18 protein-coding genes are annotated in these 17074 nt (G+C 64.0%); 10 read left to right on the forward strand and 8 right to left on the reverse strand.

Translation table 11 applies throughout. From position 1 onward, the window contains the following. Window positions 1–23 precede the first annotated feature (23 nt). Window positions 24–1901 carry a DUF294 nucleotidyltransferase-like domain-containing protein gene (locus N0B28_RS17760; protein WP_043864531.1) on the forward strand — a complete coding sequence of 626 codons (1878 nt, stop codon included), beginning with the start codon at window positions 24–26 and terminating at the stop codon, window positions 1899–1901. Continuing rightward, entirely contained in the window at window positions 1898–2608 is a 711-nt protein-coding gene (locus N0B28_RS17765; protein WP_043864532.1) for a 3'-5' exonuclease, read from the forward strand. Before N0B28_RS17760 ends, N0B28_RS17765 begins: the two co-directional genes overlap by 4 nt. Before the next feature lie 139 nt (window positions 2609–2747). On the opposite strand, the gene N0B28_RS17770 is transcribed toward N0B28_RS17765, so the two are convergent. Beyond that, on the reverse strand, window positions 2748–4418 hold the full coding sequence (locus N0B28_RS17770; protein WP_275727871.1) for a BCCT family transporter: 1671 nt from the start codon (window positions 4416–4418) through the stop codon (window positions 2748–2750). A 203-nt stretch (window positions 4419–4621) separates the two neighbouring features. Here N0B28_RS17770 and N0B28_RS17775 point away from each other — a divergent pair, with 203 nt between their 5' ends. Next, on the forward strand, window positions 4622–4969 hold the full coding sequence (locus tag N0B28_RS17775; protein WP_058541323.1) for a hypothetical protein: 348 nt from the start codon (window positions 4622–4624) through the stop codon (window positions 4967–4969). A 6-nt stretch (window positions 4970–4975) separates the two neighbouring features. Here the strand turns inward: N0B28_RS17775 and N0B28_RS17780 are convergent, their stop codons facing one another. Then, on the reverse strand, window positions 4976–5941 hold the full coding sequence (locus tag N0B28_RS17780; RefSeq protein WP_100633170.1) for a GlxA family transcriptional regulator: 966 nt from the start codon (window positions 5939–5941) through the stop codon (window positions 4976–4978). A gap of 127 nt (window positions 5942–6068) precedes the next feature. Between N0B28_RS17780 and N0B28_RS17785 the strand changes: the two genes are divergently transcribed. Continuing rightward, window positions 6069–6710, forward strand: a complete 642-nt coding sequence (locus N0B28_RS17785) for an HD domain-containing protein (RefSeq protein WP_275727874.1) — start codon at window positions 6069–6071, stop codon at window positions 6708–6710. Here the strand turns inward: N0B28_RS17785 and N0B28_RS17790 are convergent. Beyond that, complete coding sequence (locus tag N0B28_RS17790) at window positions 6707–6946, reverse strand: divalent metal cation transporter (RefSeq protein WP_275727876.1); 240 nt, start codon at window positions 6944–6946, stop codon at window positions 6707–6709. The genes N0B28_RS17785 and N0B28_RS17790 overlap by 4 nt on opposite strands. 259 nt (window positions 6947–7205) lie before the next feature. Here N0B28_RS17790 and dusA point away from each other — a divergent pair, with 259 nt between their 5' ends. The 3 genes from dusA to N0B28_RS17805 all read left to right on the forward strand — a co-directional run bounded on the left by dusA (window position 7206) and on the right by N0B28_RS17805 (window position 11324). Then, window positions 7206–8216 (forward strand): tRNA dihydrouridine(20/20a) synthase DusA, encoded by a 1011-nt coding sequence (gene dusA, locus N0B28_RS17795; RefSeq protein ID WP_275727879.1) that lies wholly within the window; start codon window positions 7206–7208, stop codon window positions 8214–8216. A gap of 120 nt (window positions 8217–8336) precedes the next feature. Next, window positions 8337–9263 carry a transaldolase gene (gene tal / locus N0B28_RS17800; protein ID WP_043864539.1) on the forward strand — a complete coding sequence of 309 codons (927 nt, stop codon included), beginning with the start codon at window positions 8337–8339 and terminating at the stop codon, window positions 9261–9263. A 174-nt stretch (window positions 9264–9437) separates the two neighbouring features. Next, complete coding sequence (locus N0B28_RS17805) at window positions 9438–11324, forward strand: alkaline phosphatase D family protein (protein WP_275727881.1); 1887 nt, start codon at window positions 9438–9440, stop codon at window positions 11322–11324. 40 nt (window positions 11325–11364) lie between these two features. On the opposite strand, the gene rssC is transcribed toward N0B28_RS17805, so the two are convergent. Both rssC and rssB read right to left on the reverse strand, forming a co-directional pair. Beyond that, window positions 11365–11847 (reverse strand): anti-sigma factor antagonist RssC, encoded by a 483-nt coding sequence (gene rssC / locus N0B28_RS17810; RefSeq protein WP_043864541.1) that lies wholly within the window; start codon window positions 11845–11847, stop codon window positions 11365–11367. Further along, a complete protein-coding gene (gene rssB / locus N0B28_RS17815) occupies window positions 11844–13028 on the reverse strand; it encodes a two-component system response regulator RssB (RefSeq protein WP_043864542.1) in 1185 nt (394 codons plus the stop codon). The genes rssC and rssB overlap by 4 nt, the downstream gene beginning before the upstream one ends. Before the next feature lie 270 nt (window positions 13029–13298). Here rssB and N0B28_RS17820 point away from each other — a divergent pair, with 270 nt between their 5' ends. Next, on the forward strand, window positions 13299–13598 hold the full coding sequence (locus tag N0B28_RS17820; protein WP_043864543.1) for a PilZ domain-containing protein: 300 nt from the start codon (window positions 13299–13301) through the stop codon (window positions 13596–13598). Window positions 13599–13648: 50 nt separating this feature from the next. Here the strand turns inward: N0B28_RS17820 and N0B28_RS17825 are convergent, their stop codons facing one another. Then, window positions 13649–14353 (reverse strand): VacJ family lipoprotein, encoded by a 705-nt coding sequence (locus tag N0B28_RS17825; RefSeq protein WP_043864544.1) that lies wholly within the window; start codon window positions 14351–14353, stop codon window positions 13649–13651. A gap of 206 nt (window positions 14354–14559) precedes the next feature. Between N0B28_RS17825 and N0B28_RS17830 the strand changes: the two genes are divergently transcribed. Together N0B28_RS17830 and N0B28_RS17835 are read left to right on the forward strand one after the other, a co-directional pair. Further along, on the forward strand, window positions 14560–15147 hold the full coding sequence (locus N0B28_RS17830; protein WP_054916180.1) for a hypothetical protein: 588 nt from the start codon (window positions 14560–14562) through the stop codon (window positions 15145–15147). 124 nt (window positions 15148–15271) lie between these two features. After that, entirely contained in the window at window positions 15272–15535 is a 264-nt protein-coding gene (locus N0B28_RS17835; protein ID WP_043864546.1) for a DUF4404 family protein, read from the forward strand. Between the two features lie 49 nt (window positions 15536–15584). Here the strand turns inward: N0B28_RS17835 and queF are convergent, their stop codons facing one another. Beyond that, the gene (gene queF / locus N0B28_RS17840; RefSeq protein WP_043864547.1) at window positions 15585–16415 is read right to left on the reverse strand and encodes an NADPH-dependent 7-cyano-7-deazaguanine reductase QueF; all 831 of its coding nucleotides are present in this window, start codon (window positions 16413–16415) and stop codon (window positions 15585–15587) included. A 57-nt stretch (window positions 16416–16472) separates the two neighbouring features. Further along, complete coding sequence (locus N0B28_RS17845) at window positions 16473–16994, reverse strand: cupredoxin family protein (protein ID WP_043864548.1); 522 nt, start codon at window positions 16992–16994, stop codon at window positions 16473–16475. Window positions 16995–17074: the final 80 nt, after the last annotated feature.

The following is a 17074-nucleotide window of genomic DNA, read 5'->3' on the forward strand; positions in this document are numbered from 1 at the left end:
ACGCCCACATTCAGCGAGGTTGCATGCAGATCGAGCTTCTGGAGGTTCGCGATCACCTCCACCGTTTCGCCCCTTTCGACGCCCTGCCCGAAGAAACCCTCAACGGCATTGCGCCACGAATCCAGGTGAGCTATTTCAAGGCCGGCAGCACCATCCTGGAAGCAGGCGCCAGCATCCAGGACCTGCACTACGTGCGCAGCGGTGCGGTGGAGATCTACCGGCGCAACGGCGAGCTCTACAACCGCCTGGGCGAAGGCGACATCTTCGGCCAGGCCGGGTTGCTGCGCAGCAACAAGGTGCGCTTTCCGGCCAAGGCGCTGGAAGACAGCCTGATCTACTTCATTCCGGCAGACCTGTTTGCCGAACTGTGCGAGCAGCACGACAGCTTTGCCGAGTTCGTGGAGGCCGAAGGACATTCGCGTCTCAAGTCCGCTGTCGAAGGCCAGGGCCGCGCCAGCGAGCTGATCCAGCTCAAGGCACGCACCCTGCTCTCGCGCAGCCTGGTGTGGGTGAGCCAGGACACTTCGATTCTGGACGCGGCGCGCCTGATGGCCGCCGAAAGCGTGTCGTGCGTGGCAGTGGTCGAACCGGTACCGGATGCCCCCGACAAACTGCTGGGGCTGGTCACCGACCGGGACCTGCGCACCCGCGTGCTGGCCGCCGACCTCAGCAGCAGCCTGCCCATCAGCACGGTGATGTCGAGCGATCCGGTGGTGATCCAGGCCAACGACTCGGTGTTCGAAGCCATGCTGTGCATGCTGCGGCGCAACATCCACCACCTGCCGGTGGTGCACAAGGGCCGCACGCTGGGGCTGATCAACCTGTCGGACATCATCCGCCACGAGTCCCAGAGCAGCCTGCACCTGGTCAACAGCATCTCCAACCAGAACAGCGTGGCCGGCCTGCGCTCGCTGCTGCGCGACCTGCGCGGCACCTATGTGCGCATGGTGCGCGATGGCGCCACCGCGCACATGATCGGCAGCGCGATTTCCGGCATCGGGCGCGCCTTCACCCAGCGCCTGCTGGAACTGGCCGAACGCGACCTGGGCCCGCCGCCGGTGCCGTACTGCTTCATGGCGCTGGGTTCGATGGCGCGGGACGAACAGTTGCTGGTCACCGACCAGGACAACGCCCTGGTGCTGGACGACAGCTTCGACCCGGTGCAGCACGACGCCTACTTCCTCAAACTCGCCACCTTCGTCAGCGACGGCCTGGCCGCGTGCGGCTACAGCTACTGCAAGGGCGGGATCATGGCCACCAACGACCAGTGGCGCCAGCCGCTGCGGGTATGGAAGGGCTACTTCACCCAGTGGATCGACAAACCCAACGCGGCCACCCTGCTCAACAGCAGCATCTTCTTCGACCTCGACGGGGTGTATGGCCAGCTGGAACTGGTGGAAACCCTCAAGACCCTGTGCGCGCAGAAGTCCAGCGCCAGCCCCGCCTTTCTTACCGCCATGGCGCGCAATGCACTGAACCGTACGCCGCCGCTGGGGTTCTTCCGCACCTTCGTGATGGAAACCGACGGCCGCCAGAAACAGATCATCAACCTCAAGGGCCGCGGCACCGCACCGCTCACCGACCTGATTCGCGTGCATGCCCTGGCCTGCGCCAGCACCGCGCAGAACTCGGTCGAGCGCCTGGAAGCCATCAGCGCCACCAAGCTGATGCAGCCGGCGGCCATCGAGCACCTGCGTTATGCGCTGGAGTTCCTGTCGATGGTGCGCATTCGGCACCAGGTGGACGCCCTCGAAAACGGCCAGCAGCCGGACAACTACATCGAGCCCGAGCGCTTCTCCAGCAGCGAGCGACACAACCTCAAGGAAGCGTTCCAGGTGCTGAGCCATGCGCAGAAGTTCCTGCGCTTTCGCTACCCTGGCATCGTGCGGCACTCGCGATGAAGCCGCGTGGTATCGACCGTATCGACTGGGCAACGCGCTTTCAGGCATTGGCAGCCCAGGCGCGCAACCCGCTGCTGAAGAACTTCTATGCCGCCGGCGTGGTGCCGGCTGGCACTCCCCTGGAGCAGGTGCCGTTGCTGGCGCTGGATGTGGAAACCACCGGGCTGGATGCGCAGAAGGATGCCATTGTCAGCATTGGCCTGATGCCCTTCACCCTGCAGCGCATCCGCTGCGCCGAGGCGCGCTACTGGGTGGTGAAACCGCGCACCGAACTGAGCGACGAGTCGGTGACCTTCCACCACATCACCCACAGCGACATCCGCCATGCGCCCACCCTGCCCCATGTGCTCAACGCGTTGCTGGGAGCCATGGCCGGGCATGTGATGGTGGTGCATTACCGCAACCTGGAGCGCGGGTTTCTCGACAATGCGGTGCGACGGCACCTGGGTGAGGGGCTGGAGTTTCCGGTGATCGACACCATGCAGCTGGAAGCGCTGCTGCACCGTGGCAAACGCAGTTGGCGGGACCGCCTGCTGCGCCGGCCGCCAGCCTCGATACGCCTGGCCGACAGCCGCGCGCGCTATCACCTGCCGCCCTATCACGCGCACCATGCCCTGACCGATGCGTTGGCCACGGCCGAGCTGTTGCAGGCACAGGTGGCACATCGGTTCGAAGCGGGAATGGAAATCGGGCGGCTGTGGGATTGAACGCCAGCAAACTGGCTTTGTGCAGGAGCCAGCCTTGCTGGCGATGCCCGGCTACGCCGGGCCAGGGGCGCCATGCACGCCATCGCCGGCAAGGCCGGCTGCTACGCCCCCACAATAAAGTTGCTGCGCCGGGCGGGCTTTAACCGCGCGGCTCCGACATCAGTCCCTTGACCAGCGACACACAGCCGAGCAGCAACACGATGGCGAACGGCAGGCCGGTCGACACCGCCATCGCCTGCAGCGCAATCAAGCCGCCACCGAGCAACAGCGCAATCGCGATCACGCCCTGCATCACCGCCCAGAACACCCGCTGCGGCACCGGTGCATCCACCTTGCCACCGGCAGTGATGGTATCGATCACCAGCGAGCCGGAGTCGGACGAGGTGATGAAGAACACCGCCACCAGCACGATGCCGATGAACGAGGTGATCTCCTTGAGCGGCAGGCCGCTGAGCATCGCGAACAGCTTGAGCTCCAGCACCGCATCGGTCACGCCGGCAAAGTGCTGGTTCACGGTCTGATCGATGGCGGTGCCGCCGAAAGTGGTCATCCACAGCACCGACACCAGCGAGGGCACCAGCAACACGGCGATGAGAAACTCGCGCACCGTGCGGCCACGGCTGACACGGGCGATGAACATGCCCACGAACGGCGACCAGCTGATCCACCAGGCCCAGTAGAACGCAGTCCAGCCCTGGGTGAACTCGGCATCCTCGCGCCCCACCGGGTTGGACAACGCCGGCAGGTACTCGATGTAGGCCGTGAGGTTTCTGAAGAAGCCGGTGAAGATCGCCAGGGTCGGCCCGACCACGATGATGAACACCAGCAGCAGCAACGCCAGGCCCATGTTCACCTGGGACAGCATCTTCACGCCCTTGTCCATGCCGGCCAGCACCGAGCCCAGTGCGATGATGCTGATGCCGATGATCAGCAGCACCTTGCTGACATTGGTCGAGGGGATCGCGAACAGGTATTCGAGCCCGGCTGCCGCCTGCTCGGCACCGATCCCGAGGGAAGTGGCCAGGCCGAACAGCGTGGCGAACACCGCCAGGATATCGATCACATGCCCCGGCCAGCCCCACACGCGCTCACCCAGCAACGGGTAGAACACCGAGCGGATCGACAGCGGCAAGCCCTTGTTGTAGGTGAACAGCGCCAGCGACAACGCAACGATCGCGTAGATCGCCCACGGGTGCAGGCCCCAGTGATAGATGGTGGCCGCCATCGCCATGTCGGCCGCCACCTTGGCATCACCGCCTGCACCGCCCAGCGGCGCCCAGTCGGTACGCACGCCGTTGGCGTCGAGGGTGACCCCGCCCATGGCGGCCGAGAAATGCGACATCGGTTCGGCCACGCCATAGAACATCAGGCCGATACCCATGCCGGCGGCGAACAGCATCGAGAACCAGCCCACATAGGAATGGTCCGGCACCGCTTCGCGCCCGCCCAGGCGCACCTTGCCCAACGGCGAGACGATCAGGCCCAGGCACAGCAGTACGAAGATGTTCGCGGTGCTCATGAAGAACCACGCCAGGTTGGCGGTCAACCAGCTGCGCATGGCGCTGAACACCGGCTCGACTTCGTTCTGCAAGGCCAGGGTGAGGATGACGAACAGGAAGATGGTGGCGGCAGAGATGAGGAACACCTTGCCGTGGATGTCCAGCGAGAAGGAAAACTCGCCCTTGAAATTGTCCTGGCCGACGACGTAGTCGGTATCGATCAGGTTTACTTCACCGCTGGGAGCTGGAATGCCGTCGACGGTCGGCGCCTGAGAATGCCCGGGTGTGTCGTTGGAGGGGGTTCTTCCCACGAAATAGCTCCTTGAATTGCTGGCACGCTTCGACGTGCAGTGATCTGATAGCCCCGCTGTTCCTATGGCAAAACGAGAAATGTGAAGGCCACAGGGTAGCAGGCCTGAGGTCGGACCGCCGCACCCGTCATCGGTTCAAGGCTTTTTGCCATTATTTGCATTCACCTTGCCGGCCCTTTATTGCACGACTCAAGCGAGCCCCCATGTCCCGATACGCCATCGCCGTCACCGCCGCCGACCACAAGCCAGGGATCGTCAAGCTGCTGCGCCAGTGGTCTGCCGACAGCATCGGCGAGCTGATGCGCAAGGTGGGCACGCAAACGCCGGTCGTGCTGTTCGATACCACGGACTTCGCCCTGGAGGTGCCCAGCGAGCAAGGCACGGTGACGCAGCAGCAAACGCTGCTGGCAATCATCGATGCGCTGGAGCAGGCCGGCGCCAGCCTGCGCATCACCCACCATGCAGGCACGCTGGTGGAGCCGCTGACGCGTGAGATGCTGGAGAACCTGTTCGAAAGCGAGCTGCTCTACCTGGGCCAGGAGCACGACTGAGCGTTGCTACGCCCCGCCGTGCCCGTAACGCTTGCGGTACTCGGCAGGTGTCACCCCCACGTGCTTGAAGAACGCGCGGCGCAAGGTGTCGGCGTTGGCGAAGCCGCATTTGGCGGCGACCTGCTTGGGCGCATCACCACCGGCCTCCAGCAGGGCGCGTGCAGCGGCCACCCGCGCCGACTCCACCCAGGCTGCGGGCGTGACGCCCACCTCGGCATGAAACAGCCGGGCAAAATGCCGGGGGCTGAGCCCGGCATGTTCGGCCAGTGCCTCGACTGTCAGCGCCAGCTGCGGGTTGGCGGCCACCCAGCGCTGCACTTGCTGCAACACCGAACGCCCGGCTGGCTGCGCCTCGCCCTTGCGGCTGAACTGCAACTGCCCGCCCGGGCGCTTGAAGAACATCACCAGTTGCGCCGCTACCCGCAGCGCGATTTCACGGCCCAGGTCTTCCTCCACCAGCATCAGCGCCAGGTCCAGCCCGGCAGTGACCCCGGCGGCTGTGCGCAGCTTGCCGTCGCGCACATACAGCGCATCCTCTTCCACGCTCAGGCTCGGGTAACGCTGTGCCAGGGCCTGTGCCGCGGCCCAGTGCGTGGTCACCCGCCGCCCATCCAGCAACCCGCTGGCCGCCAGCGCGAAGGCGCCGGTGCACACCGAGCCGAAGCGGCGCGACTGGCCCGCGCAATCGCGGATCCAGGCCAGCAGCGTGTTGTTCAGTTGCATCCGCGCCGCATCCGGCGCACCGGCCACCAGCAAGGTGTCGAAGCGCTGCCCGGGCTCACCTGCCACCAGGTCGGGCAACAGCCGCGCACCGGACGAGCTGTGAATGGGCCCTGCCTCGCACGCCACCACCTGCAACGTGTAGACCTGCCGACCCGCCTCGACATTGGCCTGGGCGAACACATCCAGCGGGCCCGACACATCGAGCAGTTGAACACCGGGCAGCGCGAGTACGGCAATGGTTCTGGTCATGGCTAAGGGGCGAACCTCAAGGCGTCGTGATTTCACGTGAAATGGCAGTATATGGCGTATCACGCCATTTGAGGACAGCAGTGTCGAGGCTGACAATGGAGGCGAACCGCAACCCGGAGCCTGCCCCATGACACTCGACATCCACGGCATCAAGATCCCCGACAGCCAGCTCGCCCGCGAAATCACCGAGGTGGTACGCGATACGGCCTCGCCCCTGCTGTTCCACCATTCCAGCCGCGTGTTCTACTTCGCCGCCCTGGCGGGCCAGAAGCGCGGCCTGAAGTTCGACGCCGAGCTGCTGTACTGCGGCTGCATGTTCCACGACATGGGCCTGACCCATCAGCACAGCAGCGCCTGCGAGCGTTTCGAAGTGGATGGCGCCAATGCCGCACGCGACTTCCTGTGCGGCCACGGCATCGCCCAGCAGGACATCGATACGGTATGGACCGCCATCGCTCTGCACACCACCCCAGGCATACCCGAGCACATGCACCCGGTGGTGGCGCTGGTGACGGCAGGGGTCGAGATGGACGTGTTGGGGCTGACCCACGGCCAGTACGGCGCTGCCGAGCGCGAAGCCATCGTCAGCGCCCACCCGCGGGGCGAGCACTTCAAGGAAGACATCATCCAGGCCTTCTACGACGGCATCCGCCACAAGCCGCAGACCACCTTCGGCAACGTCAAGGCGGATGTGCTGGCCGACAAGGACCCCACCTTCAAGCCCGGGAATTTCTGTGCGGTGATTCGCGGCTCGAAGTGGGCGAGCTAGGCACCTGCTGGCCCGTGGTGCTTGATATTGGCGGCCAGGCCGCGACGGGTGATGTAGCCGATGCGTGCGCTCACCAGTTGAATCGCGATCATCAGGGGCAGGGTCAGCACCACGGTCCACAGCATGGAGAAGCCAAACTGTGCGCCGGCTTGCGAATAGGTGGCGATACCGCTCGGATCGTCGTCGGCGGCGCCGGTGATCAACCCGGGCCCAAGCCGTCGCAGGCTGGGGCGCAATCCGATTTTCCTGACAGGCTTCATGGCCGCGCCTCGATTCACCTGCGGGGGTGGGCCGAACATTGCGCAGGGGACAGCAACAGACTAGCCCGCCCACGGCCGTTTGAGCGCCGGCATGACGGGCTTGCAGGCGAAGGTTGCAGACTCTTGGTAAACTGGCGCACTTGTGTTTTTGGGGCTGGCCGGTGTGACGCGGTGTCAGCGCAGAACGCCCATCGCCCGAAACACCCCGAATTGGCTGCACCACACGTAGACGAACATGCTCTCAGAACCTGTTACAACTCCTGTAGATACGCGGCCCGAGCCGTCCCGCCGCTTCAGCGTTGCGCCGATGATGGACTGGACCGACCGCCACTGCCGCTTCTTCCTGCGCCAGCTGTCGCGCAATGCCTTGCTCTACACCGAAATGGTCACCACCGGCGCCCTGCTGCATGGCGACGCCGAGCGTTTTCTGCGCCATGACGAAGCCGAGTACCCACTGGCCCTGCAACTGGGTGGCAGCGTGCCGGCGGACTTGGCCGCCTGCGCCGTACTCGCGCAGAACGCCGGCTACAACGAAGTGAACCTCAACGTCGGCTGCCCCAGCGACCGCGTGCAGAACAACATGATCGGCGCCTGCCTGATGGGCCATCCGGGGTTGGTGGGCGATTGTGTCAAGGCCATGCTCGACGCAGTGCAGATCCCGGTCACGGTCAAACACCGCATCGGCATCAACGGCCGCGACAGCTACGCCGAGCTCTGCGACTTCGTCGGCCAGGTACGCGACGCAGGCTGCCGCAGCTTCACCGTACACGCGCGCATCGCCATCCTCGAGGGCCTCTCGCCCAAGGAGAACCGCGAGATCCCGCCACTGCGCTATGACGTCGCCGCGCAGCTCAAGGCCGACTTCCCGGACCTGGAGTTCATTCTCAATGGCGGCATCAAGACCCTCGCCGAATGCCAGCAGCACCTGCAGACCTTCGACGGCGTGATGCTCGGCCGCGAGGCGTACCACAACCCTTATGTACTGGCCGAAGTCGACCAGCAGCTGTTCGGCAGCGACGCCCCGGTGATCAGCCGCAGCGAAGCGCTGGCCAGGCTGCGCCCGTACATCGCCCAGCACCTGCAGAACGGCGGCGCCATGCACCATGTCACCCGGCATATCCTCGGCCTGGGCCAGGGCTTCCCCGGCGCTCGCAAGTTCCGCCAGCTGCTGTCGGTGGACATCCACAAGAGCACCGACCCCCTGGGCCTGCTCGACCAGGCGGGGCTGCTGCTGGAAGGACGCTAGGAACCTGCGCGCGGCTGGACACTCCAATCGTTACCCTCCCCCGATAGCCTGCCGCACAGCCCTTGAGCGGCCGGCAGCGCTCGGGTAATGTCGTCCAACCGCACAGGACAGAGCACGCTCATGACTTCCAAGCTGGAACAACTCAAGCAGTTCACCACGGTCGTCGCCGACACCGGCGATATCGATGCGATCAGCCGGCTCAAGCCGGTCGACGCCACCACCAACCCGTCCCTGTTGCTCAAGGCCGCCGCCATGCCCGGCTATGCCGAGCTGCTCGATGACGCGCTCAAGCACAGCAAGGGCGACCTGGGCCTTGCCTGCGATGCATTCGCGGTATCGGTGGGCAGCGGAATTCTCAAGGTGATCCCGGGCCGTATTTCCACGGAAGTGGACGCCCGACTGTCCTTCGACCAACCTGCCCTGCTGTCCAAGGCGCGCCAATTGATCGAGTTGTACGACAAGGCCGGCATCGGCCGCGACCGCGTGCTGATCAAGCTGGCCTCCACCTGGGAGGGCATCCGCGCCGCCGAGGTGCTGGAAAAGGAAGGCATCCAGACCAACCTGACCCTGCTGTTTTCCTTCGCCCAGGCGGCTGCCTGTGCCGATGCCGGGGTGTTCCTGATTTCGCCGTTCGTGGGCCGTATCTACGACTGGTACAAGAAATCGACCGGCAAGGAGTATGTCGGGGCCGAAGACCCGGGCGTGAAGTCGGTCACGCGTATTTACGATTACTACAAGGCCAACGGCTACGACACCGTGGTCATGGGCGCCAGCTTCCGCAACATCGGCCAGATCGAGCAGTTGGCCGGCTGCGACCGCCTGACCATCAGCCCTGAGCTGCTGCAGCAGCTCAGCGATGACCAGGGCACCCTGGCGCGCAAGCTCACCCCGGGCAAGGCTGGCGAGCCACGCCTGACACTCGACGAAAGCCAGTTCCGCTGGCTCTCCAACGAAGATGCCATGGCCACCGAGAAACTCGCCGAGGGCATCCGCCAGTTTGCGCGGGATCAGGAGAAACTCGAGGCGTTGTTGGCTGCAAAGGCCTGATACAAATACGGTTTGCCAGGCAAGGTGTGAAGGCGGAGCATTAGCGGTTTTGCACGCTGGATCTTGCAGACCTCTTCGCCGGCAACGCCGACTCCTACAGGGCTGCACGATACTGTAGGAGCCGGCATTGCCGGCGAAGCGCCGAAGGCGCACCCATCCATCTTCGAGTAATCAATGCCCGAAAACACCCCGCTGCCCCTGGTACTGGCCGGCCCGTTGCTGCGCCGCCTGGAGCCTGCGCGCATGGTCCTGTGGCTGGTCGGCTCACAGCCGTTGCAGCCCGAACTGCACCTGCAACACTCCACCGAATACACCCTGAGCTGTCAGGTCATCCCCATCGGCCAGCACGCCTTCGTGCACCTGCTCGATATCCAGCTGCACACCCCACTGCCCACCGACGTGCAGATCGACTACGACGTGCTGATCGGCGGCCAGGGCATCGCCACCTGGGCCCCACACCTGCTGTATGAAGGCGCCCGCCTGCCCAACTTCGTGATACGCGAGCGCCTCGACCAGTTGTTGCATGGCTCGTGCCGCAAGCCGCACCACCCCGCCGCCGATGGCCTGTTGTGCGCCGACCGCCTGCTGGCCGCGCCCCACGCACCCGCCGAGCGCCCGGCGCTGCTGATGATGAGCGGCGACCAGGTGTACGCCGACGATGTCGCCGGCCCCATGCTGCGGGCCATCCACGGGCTGATCGAACGGCTGGGCCTGTACCACGAGCACCTGGAAGGCGCCGTGGTGCAGAACAGCGCCGAGCTGTACCGCCACCCGGCCAGCTACTATCACCGTGCCGACCTGCTGCCAGCCCTGGAGAGCAACGAAACCCTGCGCGAGCGCTTTTTCGGCGGCACGCGCAAACCCATCTTCACCAGCAGCAACGCCGACAACCACCTGGTAACCCTGGCCGAGATCATGGCCATGTACCTGCTGGTCTGGTCGCCTGTGCCCTGGACCTTGGTCGACACCCCCATGCCATCAAGCCTGACCACCCAGCGCCAGGCCCGCTACCAGCGCGAACAGCACTGCCTGAAGGGCTTCGTCGAAGGGCTGGATGGCGTGGCGCGGGTACTGGCGCACCTGCCCAGCCTGATGATCTTCGATGACCACGACATCACCGACGACTGGAACCTCTCGGCCCAATGGGAAGAAACCGCCTACGGGCACGCCTTCTCGCGGCGCATCATCGGCAACGCGCTGATCGGCTACATGCTCTGCCAGGGCTGGGGCAACAACCCGGACGTGTTTGGCGAGCTGCTGCAAAGCTGCCAGGCCCTGAGCCACAGCGCCGATGACGACGGCTATTTCGACCGCGCTGCGCAAGATGGCCTGATCAAACAGCTGCTGCGCTTTCAGGAGTGGCACTTCGTGCTGCCCACCCAGCCTGCGCTGCTGGTACTTGATACCCGCACACGTCGCTGGCGTAGCGAGAGCAAGCTGCAAAAGCCCTCCGGGCTGCTGGACTGGGAAGCGCTGTGCGAACTGCAGCAGGCCTTGCTGGACCACCCCTCGGCCATCATCGTCTCCCCCGCCCCGCTGTTTGGAGTGAAGCTGATCGAAACCATCCAGCGCGTGTTCAGTTGGTGCGGCTATCCGCTGCTGGTGGACGCCGAGAACTGGATGGCGCACCGGGGGGCGGCACAGGTGATCCTGAATATCTTCCGTCACTCGCGCACGCCAGGGCATTACGTGATCCTCTCGGGCGACGTGCACTATTCCTTCGTGTACGAGGTAATGATTCGTCACAAACGCGGCGCCCCGCACCTGTGGCAGATCACCAGCAGCGGCATCAAGAACGAATTCCCGCGCCGGCTGCTCGATGTGTTCGACCGACTCAATCGCTGGCTCTACGCCCCACGATCACCGTTGAACTGGTTCACCAAGCGCCGCCTGATGCAGGTGGTGCCGCGTACACCCGCGCACAGCAAGGCCGGCGAGCGCCTGTGGAACAGCGCCGGGCTGGGCCAGGTGTTCTTCAACGCGCAGGGGCAGCCCGAGCGCATCTTCCAGCTCAACGCCAACGGCGCGCCGCCCACGGAGTTTCCCCGCGAGGCTGAATGAAAAGGTGAGTTCGGCGCCCGCTACAGGGCGCCAGGATCGATCAGGTCCGCTCCAGGGCGTTGACCAGGTCGTGGAAGGCTTCGCGGTTGGAGTCGTTCAGGCCCATGAGGATCTTGTGCGCTTCCAACACCTTGGCGCGCACTACCTCTTCGTTCTGGTCCTGGGACGGCAGATCGGTCAGGCACTCAGGGCACGGGATTGGACGATCGACGATGTTGAACACCTGATCGAAGCCCATCGACTGCAGAAGCCGGGTGATATCGGCATGGGTAGTCACCACCGTGGGCAGCAGGCCGACCTTCTGCCGCGACAGGATCGACAACTTGGCCAGCAGGCCCAGAGTGGTGCTGTCGATACTGTTGGTTTCGGTAAGATCGATGACGATCGCCGAGAAATTCAGCGCCGTGAAGATCTTTTCAATCGTTGCATCCAGCGCCGAACACAGGGTCAGACGCACTTCACCGACGAACTTCAGAACAAAGGTGCCATTCTGCTCGGCAAACTGGATTCTTCCAGTACTCATTGAAGGTTCCTGCTCAACACCATTAGGGCGATATCATCCGGCATCTCCCCAAGCGTAGCCAATTCGAATCGTTGGCGCAGCCCATCCAGGCTGCCACCTGCTGCCTTGATGATTTCAGGCAAGGCAGCCTCCTTATCTTTGAGTGTGTCGCCAGGCAAAAGGTCCAGAATGCCATCAGACAGCAATGTGAGGCTGAACTGCGGCGGCAACTCCAGAACGTGATCCTGGTAGGTGGCCTCGTCGAACAGCCCCACCGGCAGGCCGCGCCCTTCGAGGTACCGGGTGTCGTCCGGGGTGTACAGCACCGGCAACGGCAGATGGCCGCCGATGCTGTAGGTCATCAGGCCGGTGTGCTCGTCGATCACGCCGCCCACCATGGTCACGTGCTTGCCCAACCTGCAATTGATCAGGCCGCGGTTGATATGCCCGAGCACCTCGGACGGCTTGAACTCGGGCAAGGTGCCGGCGCGCTTGAATTCGAACAGCAGGCGCGTGGTCATGAACTTGAGCAGCACAGTCACGAACGCCGAGGAGGCACCATGGCCGGACACGTCGGCCAGGTAGAACGCCACGCGTCGCTCGTCGACACGAAAGTAATCGGTGAAATCGCCAGACAGGTACAGAGACGGAATGATCTGGTGTTCGAAACGCAGGTCTCCGGCCTTCCACGGGTTCTCCGGCAGCATGTTCATCTGCACCTGGCGCCCGGCAGTCTGGTCTTCCTGCAGCAGGTGCAGGCTGGCCTCCAGCTCACGGTTGGCGGTTTCGAGCTTGTCGCGGTAACGCTGGTTTTCCAGTACCAGATGCGCCCGATCCAACGCCCGGCGAACCGAGTGCTCCAGCACTGCCAGGTCTTCCAGGGGCTTGATCAGGTAGTCGGCAGCACCCAGGCGCAACGCTTCGACGGCATCGTTCATCACGCCCGCGCCCGACACCACGATCACCGGCAGGTCGGGGGCACGCTCGGTAACCTGGCGAATCAGCTCCAGGCCGCCCATTTGCGGCATGCGCAGATCGCAGATCACCAGATCAGGCTGTTCCTGCTCGAAGACCTGGAGACCCTGCTGGCCGTTGCTTGCCTGCAGGACGCTGAAGCCGCTGTCTTCCAGGTAGGCGGCGAGGCTCGCACGCACTACATCGTCATCATCGATTATCAGCAGCGTTGCACTGTTTTTCTGCATGTGGGCAAACGGCGCCAGAAATAGGTTGGGGTAGGCGGCCAGGCAAAACGAGGCCCGCTTACTGGATTCACTTCTAGCCACTCTTGCATTTCAGGTGTAGGACAAAAGGCCTGCCCGGCAAATGTCAGAGGTGCCCTGTAAGGCGCAGACGGTACTCCCATCCGCCGGGGGTTTCAAGCATGCACCGATGGTCGCCTGTGCTCTTTACAGCACAAATCACCGGGAGTTATAAAAACCCCTTCTATCGCAACCCAATGGAAGGATGCAGGCATGAGCCAGAACCACGCCGACTATAGCGAGAAGCGTGATTTCATCAGGATGCGGGTAGATACCGACGTTACCCTGATACATGCCGAGCAAGTGATTGCGGCGGTGTGCCTGGACCTCTCGAGCAGCGGCATGCAGGTACAGGCAGCGAAAACCTTTCAGGTTGGAGACAACCTCAGCGTCAGCATCGATTCGGACCACCCTTCACTCAAGGGCCTGCACGCCACAACGCAAGTGGTGTGGATTGCCGATCAGCCCCAGGGCCAGCAGAAGCTAGGCCTCAAGATCCTTGCGATGAGCTGAACAGCAGGCATGAAAAAGGCGGCCATGGCCGCCTTTTTCATGCATCACGATCAGAAATCGTCTTTTACATCCCCGTCCTTGACCTTGAACTCGCGGTTCTGCAGGTAGGCGTTGCGGATGAAGCTGTACTTGTCGCCACGGATCATCTTCTCGGCCGACAGCAGGCTGGCACGGGTGTCCACCACGTCCACCGCGATTGCGGTGTTGCGGGTGGGCACATGGTCCATGTAGCGGTAGGGTTCGGTGTAGGTGTCCGGGTACTTGGCGATCGCATCGCGCACGGTGCTCGGCCCAAGCAGCGGCAGCATCACGTACGGGCCACTGCCTACACCCCAGTAGCCGAGGGTCTGGCCGAAGTCCTCGTCGCTGCGCTGCAGGCCCATCTTGGTACCCACATCGAAGAAGCCGGCCAGGCCGAAGGTGGTGTTGACGATCAACCGCGCGGTATCCACGCCGGCTGCGTGGGGCTTGAGCTGCAACACGTTGTTGGCAAGGTTGGTCACGTCACCGAGGTTGCGGAACATGTTGTGGATGCCGTCCTCGAGAAACTGCGGCGTCACCCACTGGTAGCCCTGGGCCAGCGGCTTGAGCGCGTAGGTATCGATCGTGTCGTTGAACCGGAAGATCGGCCGGTTGATGCTCTCCCACGGGTCTTCCTCGGTCGCCGCCTGGGCCAGTACCGGCGCCAGCAGCAGGCTCGCGCAGACACAGGCACGGGTCATACGATCGATCACGCCAGCACCGATCCCACGCATAAAATTTCTCCTAGGCAAACATTGCACTGCGCCGGCATCAGGCCGTCGACAGCCAAAAGGAAACAAGTATAAAGCCTCTCTGGCAGATTAGGCAGCTTCCTCCAACCTGCGTCGATATTTTGTGAAAGCCGCCTGAAGGTCATCAAAGCGTCACGCCACGGTCACACCCCGACGTTAGCCTTGCTGGTTATTTCAGGGACGTTGCCATGCCCCATTCCCCCGCCTTCACCGCCGTGCTGTTCGGCCTGCGCGGCTGCCTGGTCGACTTCGGCGCACGATGCCAGGCGCCCGGCAACGCACCGGCCAGGCCTACACCAGGCGCCCTGCCCGCCCTGCACTGGCTGCGGGAACACGGCGTGCCCTGTGCCTGGCTCGACGAACTGCCGGCTGCCCTGGGCCAGCACCTGAGCCAGGCGCTGCCCGCCTGGGTGCGCCGACCGGATACCACCGGCCACGCGCCCTGGCCCGCGCCGGATGCCTGCTGGCACGCCCTGATGCAGCTCAAGGCCGACCGGCTCGATGGCTGCGTGCTGGTCAGCGGCGAGCCGCGCCTGCTGCAGGCCGGGCTCAACGCCGGGCTGTGGACCGTGGGCCTGGCCTCGTGCGGCTCGCTGTGCGGGCTGGACGAGGCTACCTGGCAGGCACTGGAGGAACGCGAGCGCGAACTCAAGCGAGGCAAGGCTACCGTTCACCTGTTCGGGCTGGGGGTGCATTCGGTGATCGACCAGCTGGAACAACTGGCCGATTGCCTGGCCGATATCGGCCTGCGCCGCCTCAAGGGCGAAAAACCCTGATACAGGCACATTGATCAGGGTCATGCAAAGCGGCGCCGGGTGGATTAACCTGAACAGCGAGGCACGGACCTTTCGCCCGCGCGCGGGGTCCATGTCTGAGCCTATTCATAGAGGGAGAACACCCATGCCTGCCCGCGAACTTCAAGCGCAACTCGACGCCCTGCGCGAGCAACTGGAGCAAAACCCACCGCTCTCGGAACAGGAGCGTGTCGAGCTGCACGAACTGATGGCGCAGATCCAAGCGAAAATCGAACTGGAGGCCGTAACCCCGGACAACAACCTGGTCGACGGCGTCAACCTCGCCGTCGAACGTTTCGAAGTCGAGCACCCGGGCCTGACCGCCACCCTGCGCAACATCGTTCAGAGCCTGCAAAGCATGGGCATCTGAACCCTGCGGCAAAAACGAAAGCCCCGTCACACTGGACGGGGCTTTTTCGTTACTGGCGAACCAGGCGCAGGTTCTTCAGGGTGACCGGCCCGGTGCTGCGGTACGGGTTGATGTCCAGCCCGCCCCGGCGCACGTAGCGCGCATACACCGTGAGGGTCTCGGGGTTGAGCAGGCGCTTGAGGTCCAGGTAGATACGTTCAACGCATTGCTCGTGGAAGTCGGCATGCTGACGGAAGCTGATCAGGTAGGTCAGCAGGCTGGCATGGTCCAGCCCCGCTCCACGGTAATGGACGGTCACGCTGCCCCAGTCTGGCTGCCCGGTCACCGGACAGTTGGATTTGAGCAGATGGCTGTGCAGGGTCTCTTCCACCACACGCTCGGCATCGCAGCGCAGCAGCTCCGGTTGCGGCTGCTCGTAGTTGCTGATGCTGACCTCCAGGTCATCGATGCAGGTGCCCGGCAGCGCCATCACACCCTCGCGCTGAACCTCGGCCAGGCTGCGGATACGCACCCCTACCGGCTTGCCGGCTGCCGCAGACAGGTCCTTGACCAGACAGGCCTGCACCGCCTGCGCCGAGGCGAACTCGGTCTGGTTCAGCGAGTTCAGGTACAGCTTGAACGACTTGGACTCGATGATGGCCGGCGAATCGGCCGGGATGGCGAACTCGCCGATGGCCACCACCGGCTTGCCCGAAGGCAGCAACCAGGACAGCTCGAAGCAGTTCCAGTAATCCACACCCGACCACGGCAACGTTTGCGCGGTGACCCCAAGCTCGGCCCATTTGGCTGCACGCGGGATGGGGAACAGCAGCGACGGCGTGTAGGTGCTGATGTATTCACTGGACTTGCCCAGTGGCGAATGTTCGGCGGCGGGATGCATGGCTCAAACCTGAAGGACGAAATTGGTCTAGTTTATCGGGTTTGCGCGCCGCATTGGTCATTTGGCGATAGTCAGCTTGCCCACCATGCCGGCCTGGTAATGCCCCGGCACGTTGCAGGCGAACTCGATCGGCGTGCTCTGGCTGAAGGTCCAGGTCAGTTCGGCGCGCTTGCCCGGCGCCACCATCACCATGTTCGGGTCGTCATGCTGCATGCCGCCGCTACCCATCGCACCATGATCATCACCGCCATGATTCATGCCGCCATGTCCCATTGCCGAATGATCCATCTGCCCCTGCATGGCGAGCATCTCCTGCTGGTGCCGGGCGTGCATGGCCGCATCCCCCAGGTTGAACTCGTGAGGCACCTGGCCGTTGTTCACCAGCACGAAACGCACCGTTTCGCCGGCCTTGACCTGCAGCGCGCGCGGCTCGAAGTACATGTCGCCCATCACGACCTCCACCGTGCGCGTGGCCTGCGCCGCCGCAGCCGGCTTGCCGAAGGCGTACTCGTGCCCGGGTGCCGCCAGCAGCGGCAAGCTCCACAGCGCCAGGGCGCTCGCGATCATCAAGCGTTTCATCGTGCATCCTCTATCATGTGCAAGTTCATGCCCCGCACTGTAGAAAACTGCCGCTGGCAACCACCTGACGAAAACATTAC

The sequence above is a fragment of the Pseudomonas sp. SD17-1 genome, from assembly GCF_029201585.1.
In the GTDB taxonomy this organism is placed as follows: Bacteria; Pseudomonadota; Gammaproteobacteria; order Pseudomonadales; family Pseudomonadaceae; genus Aquipseudomonas; species Aquipseudomonas palmensis.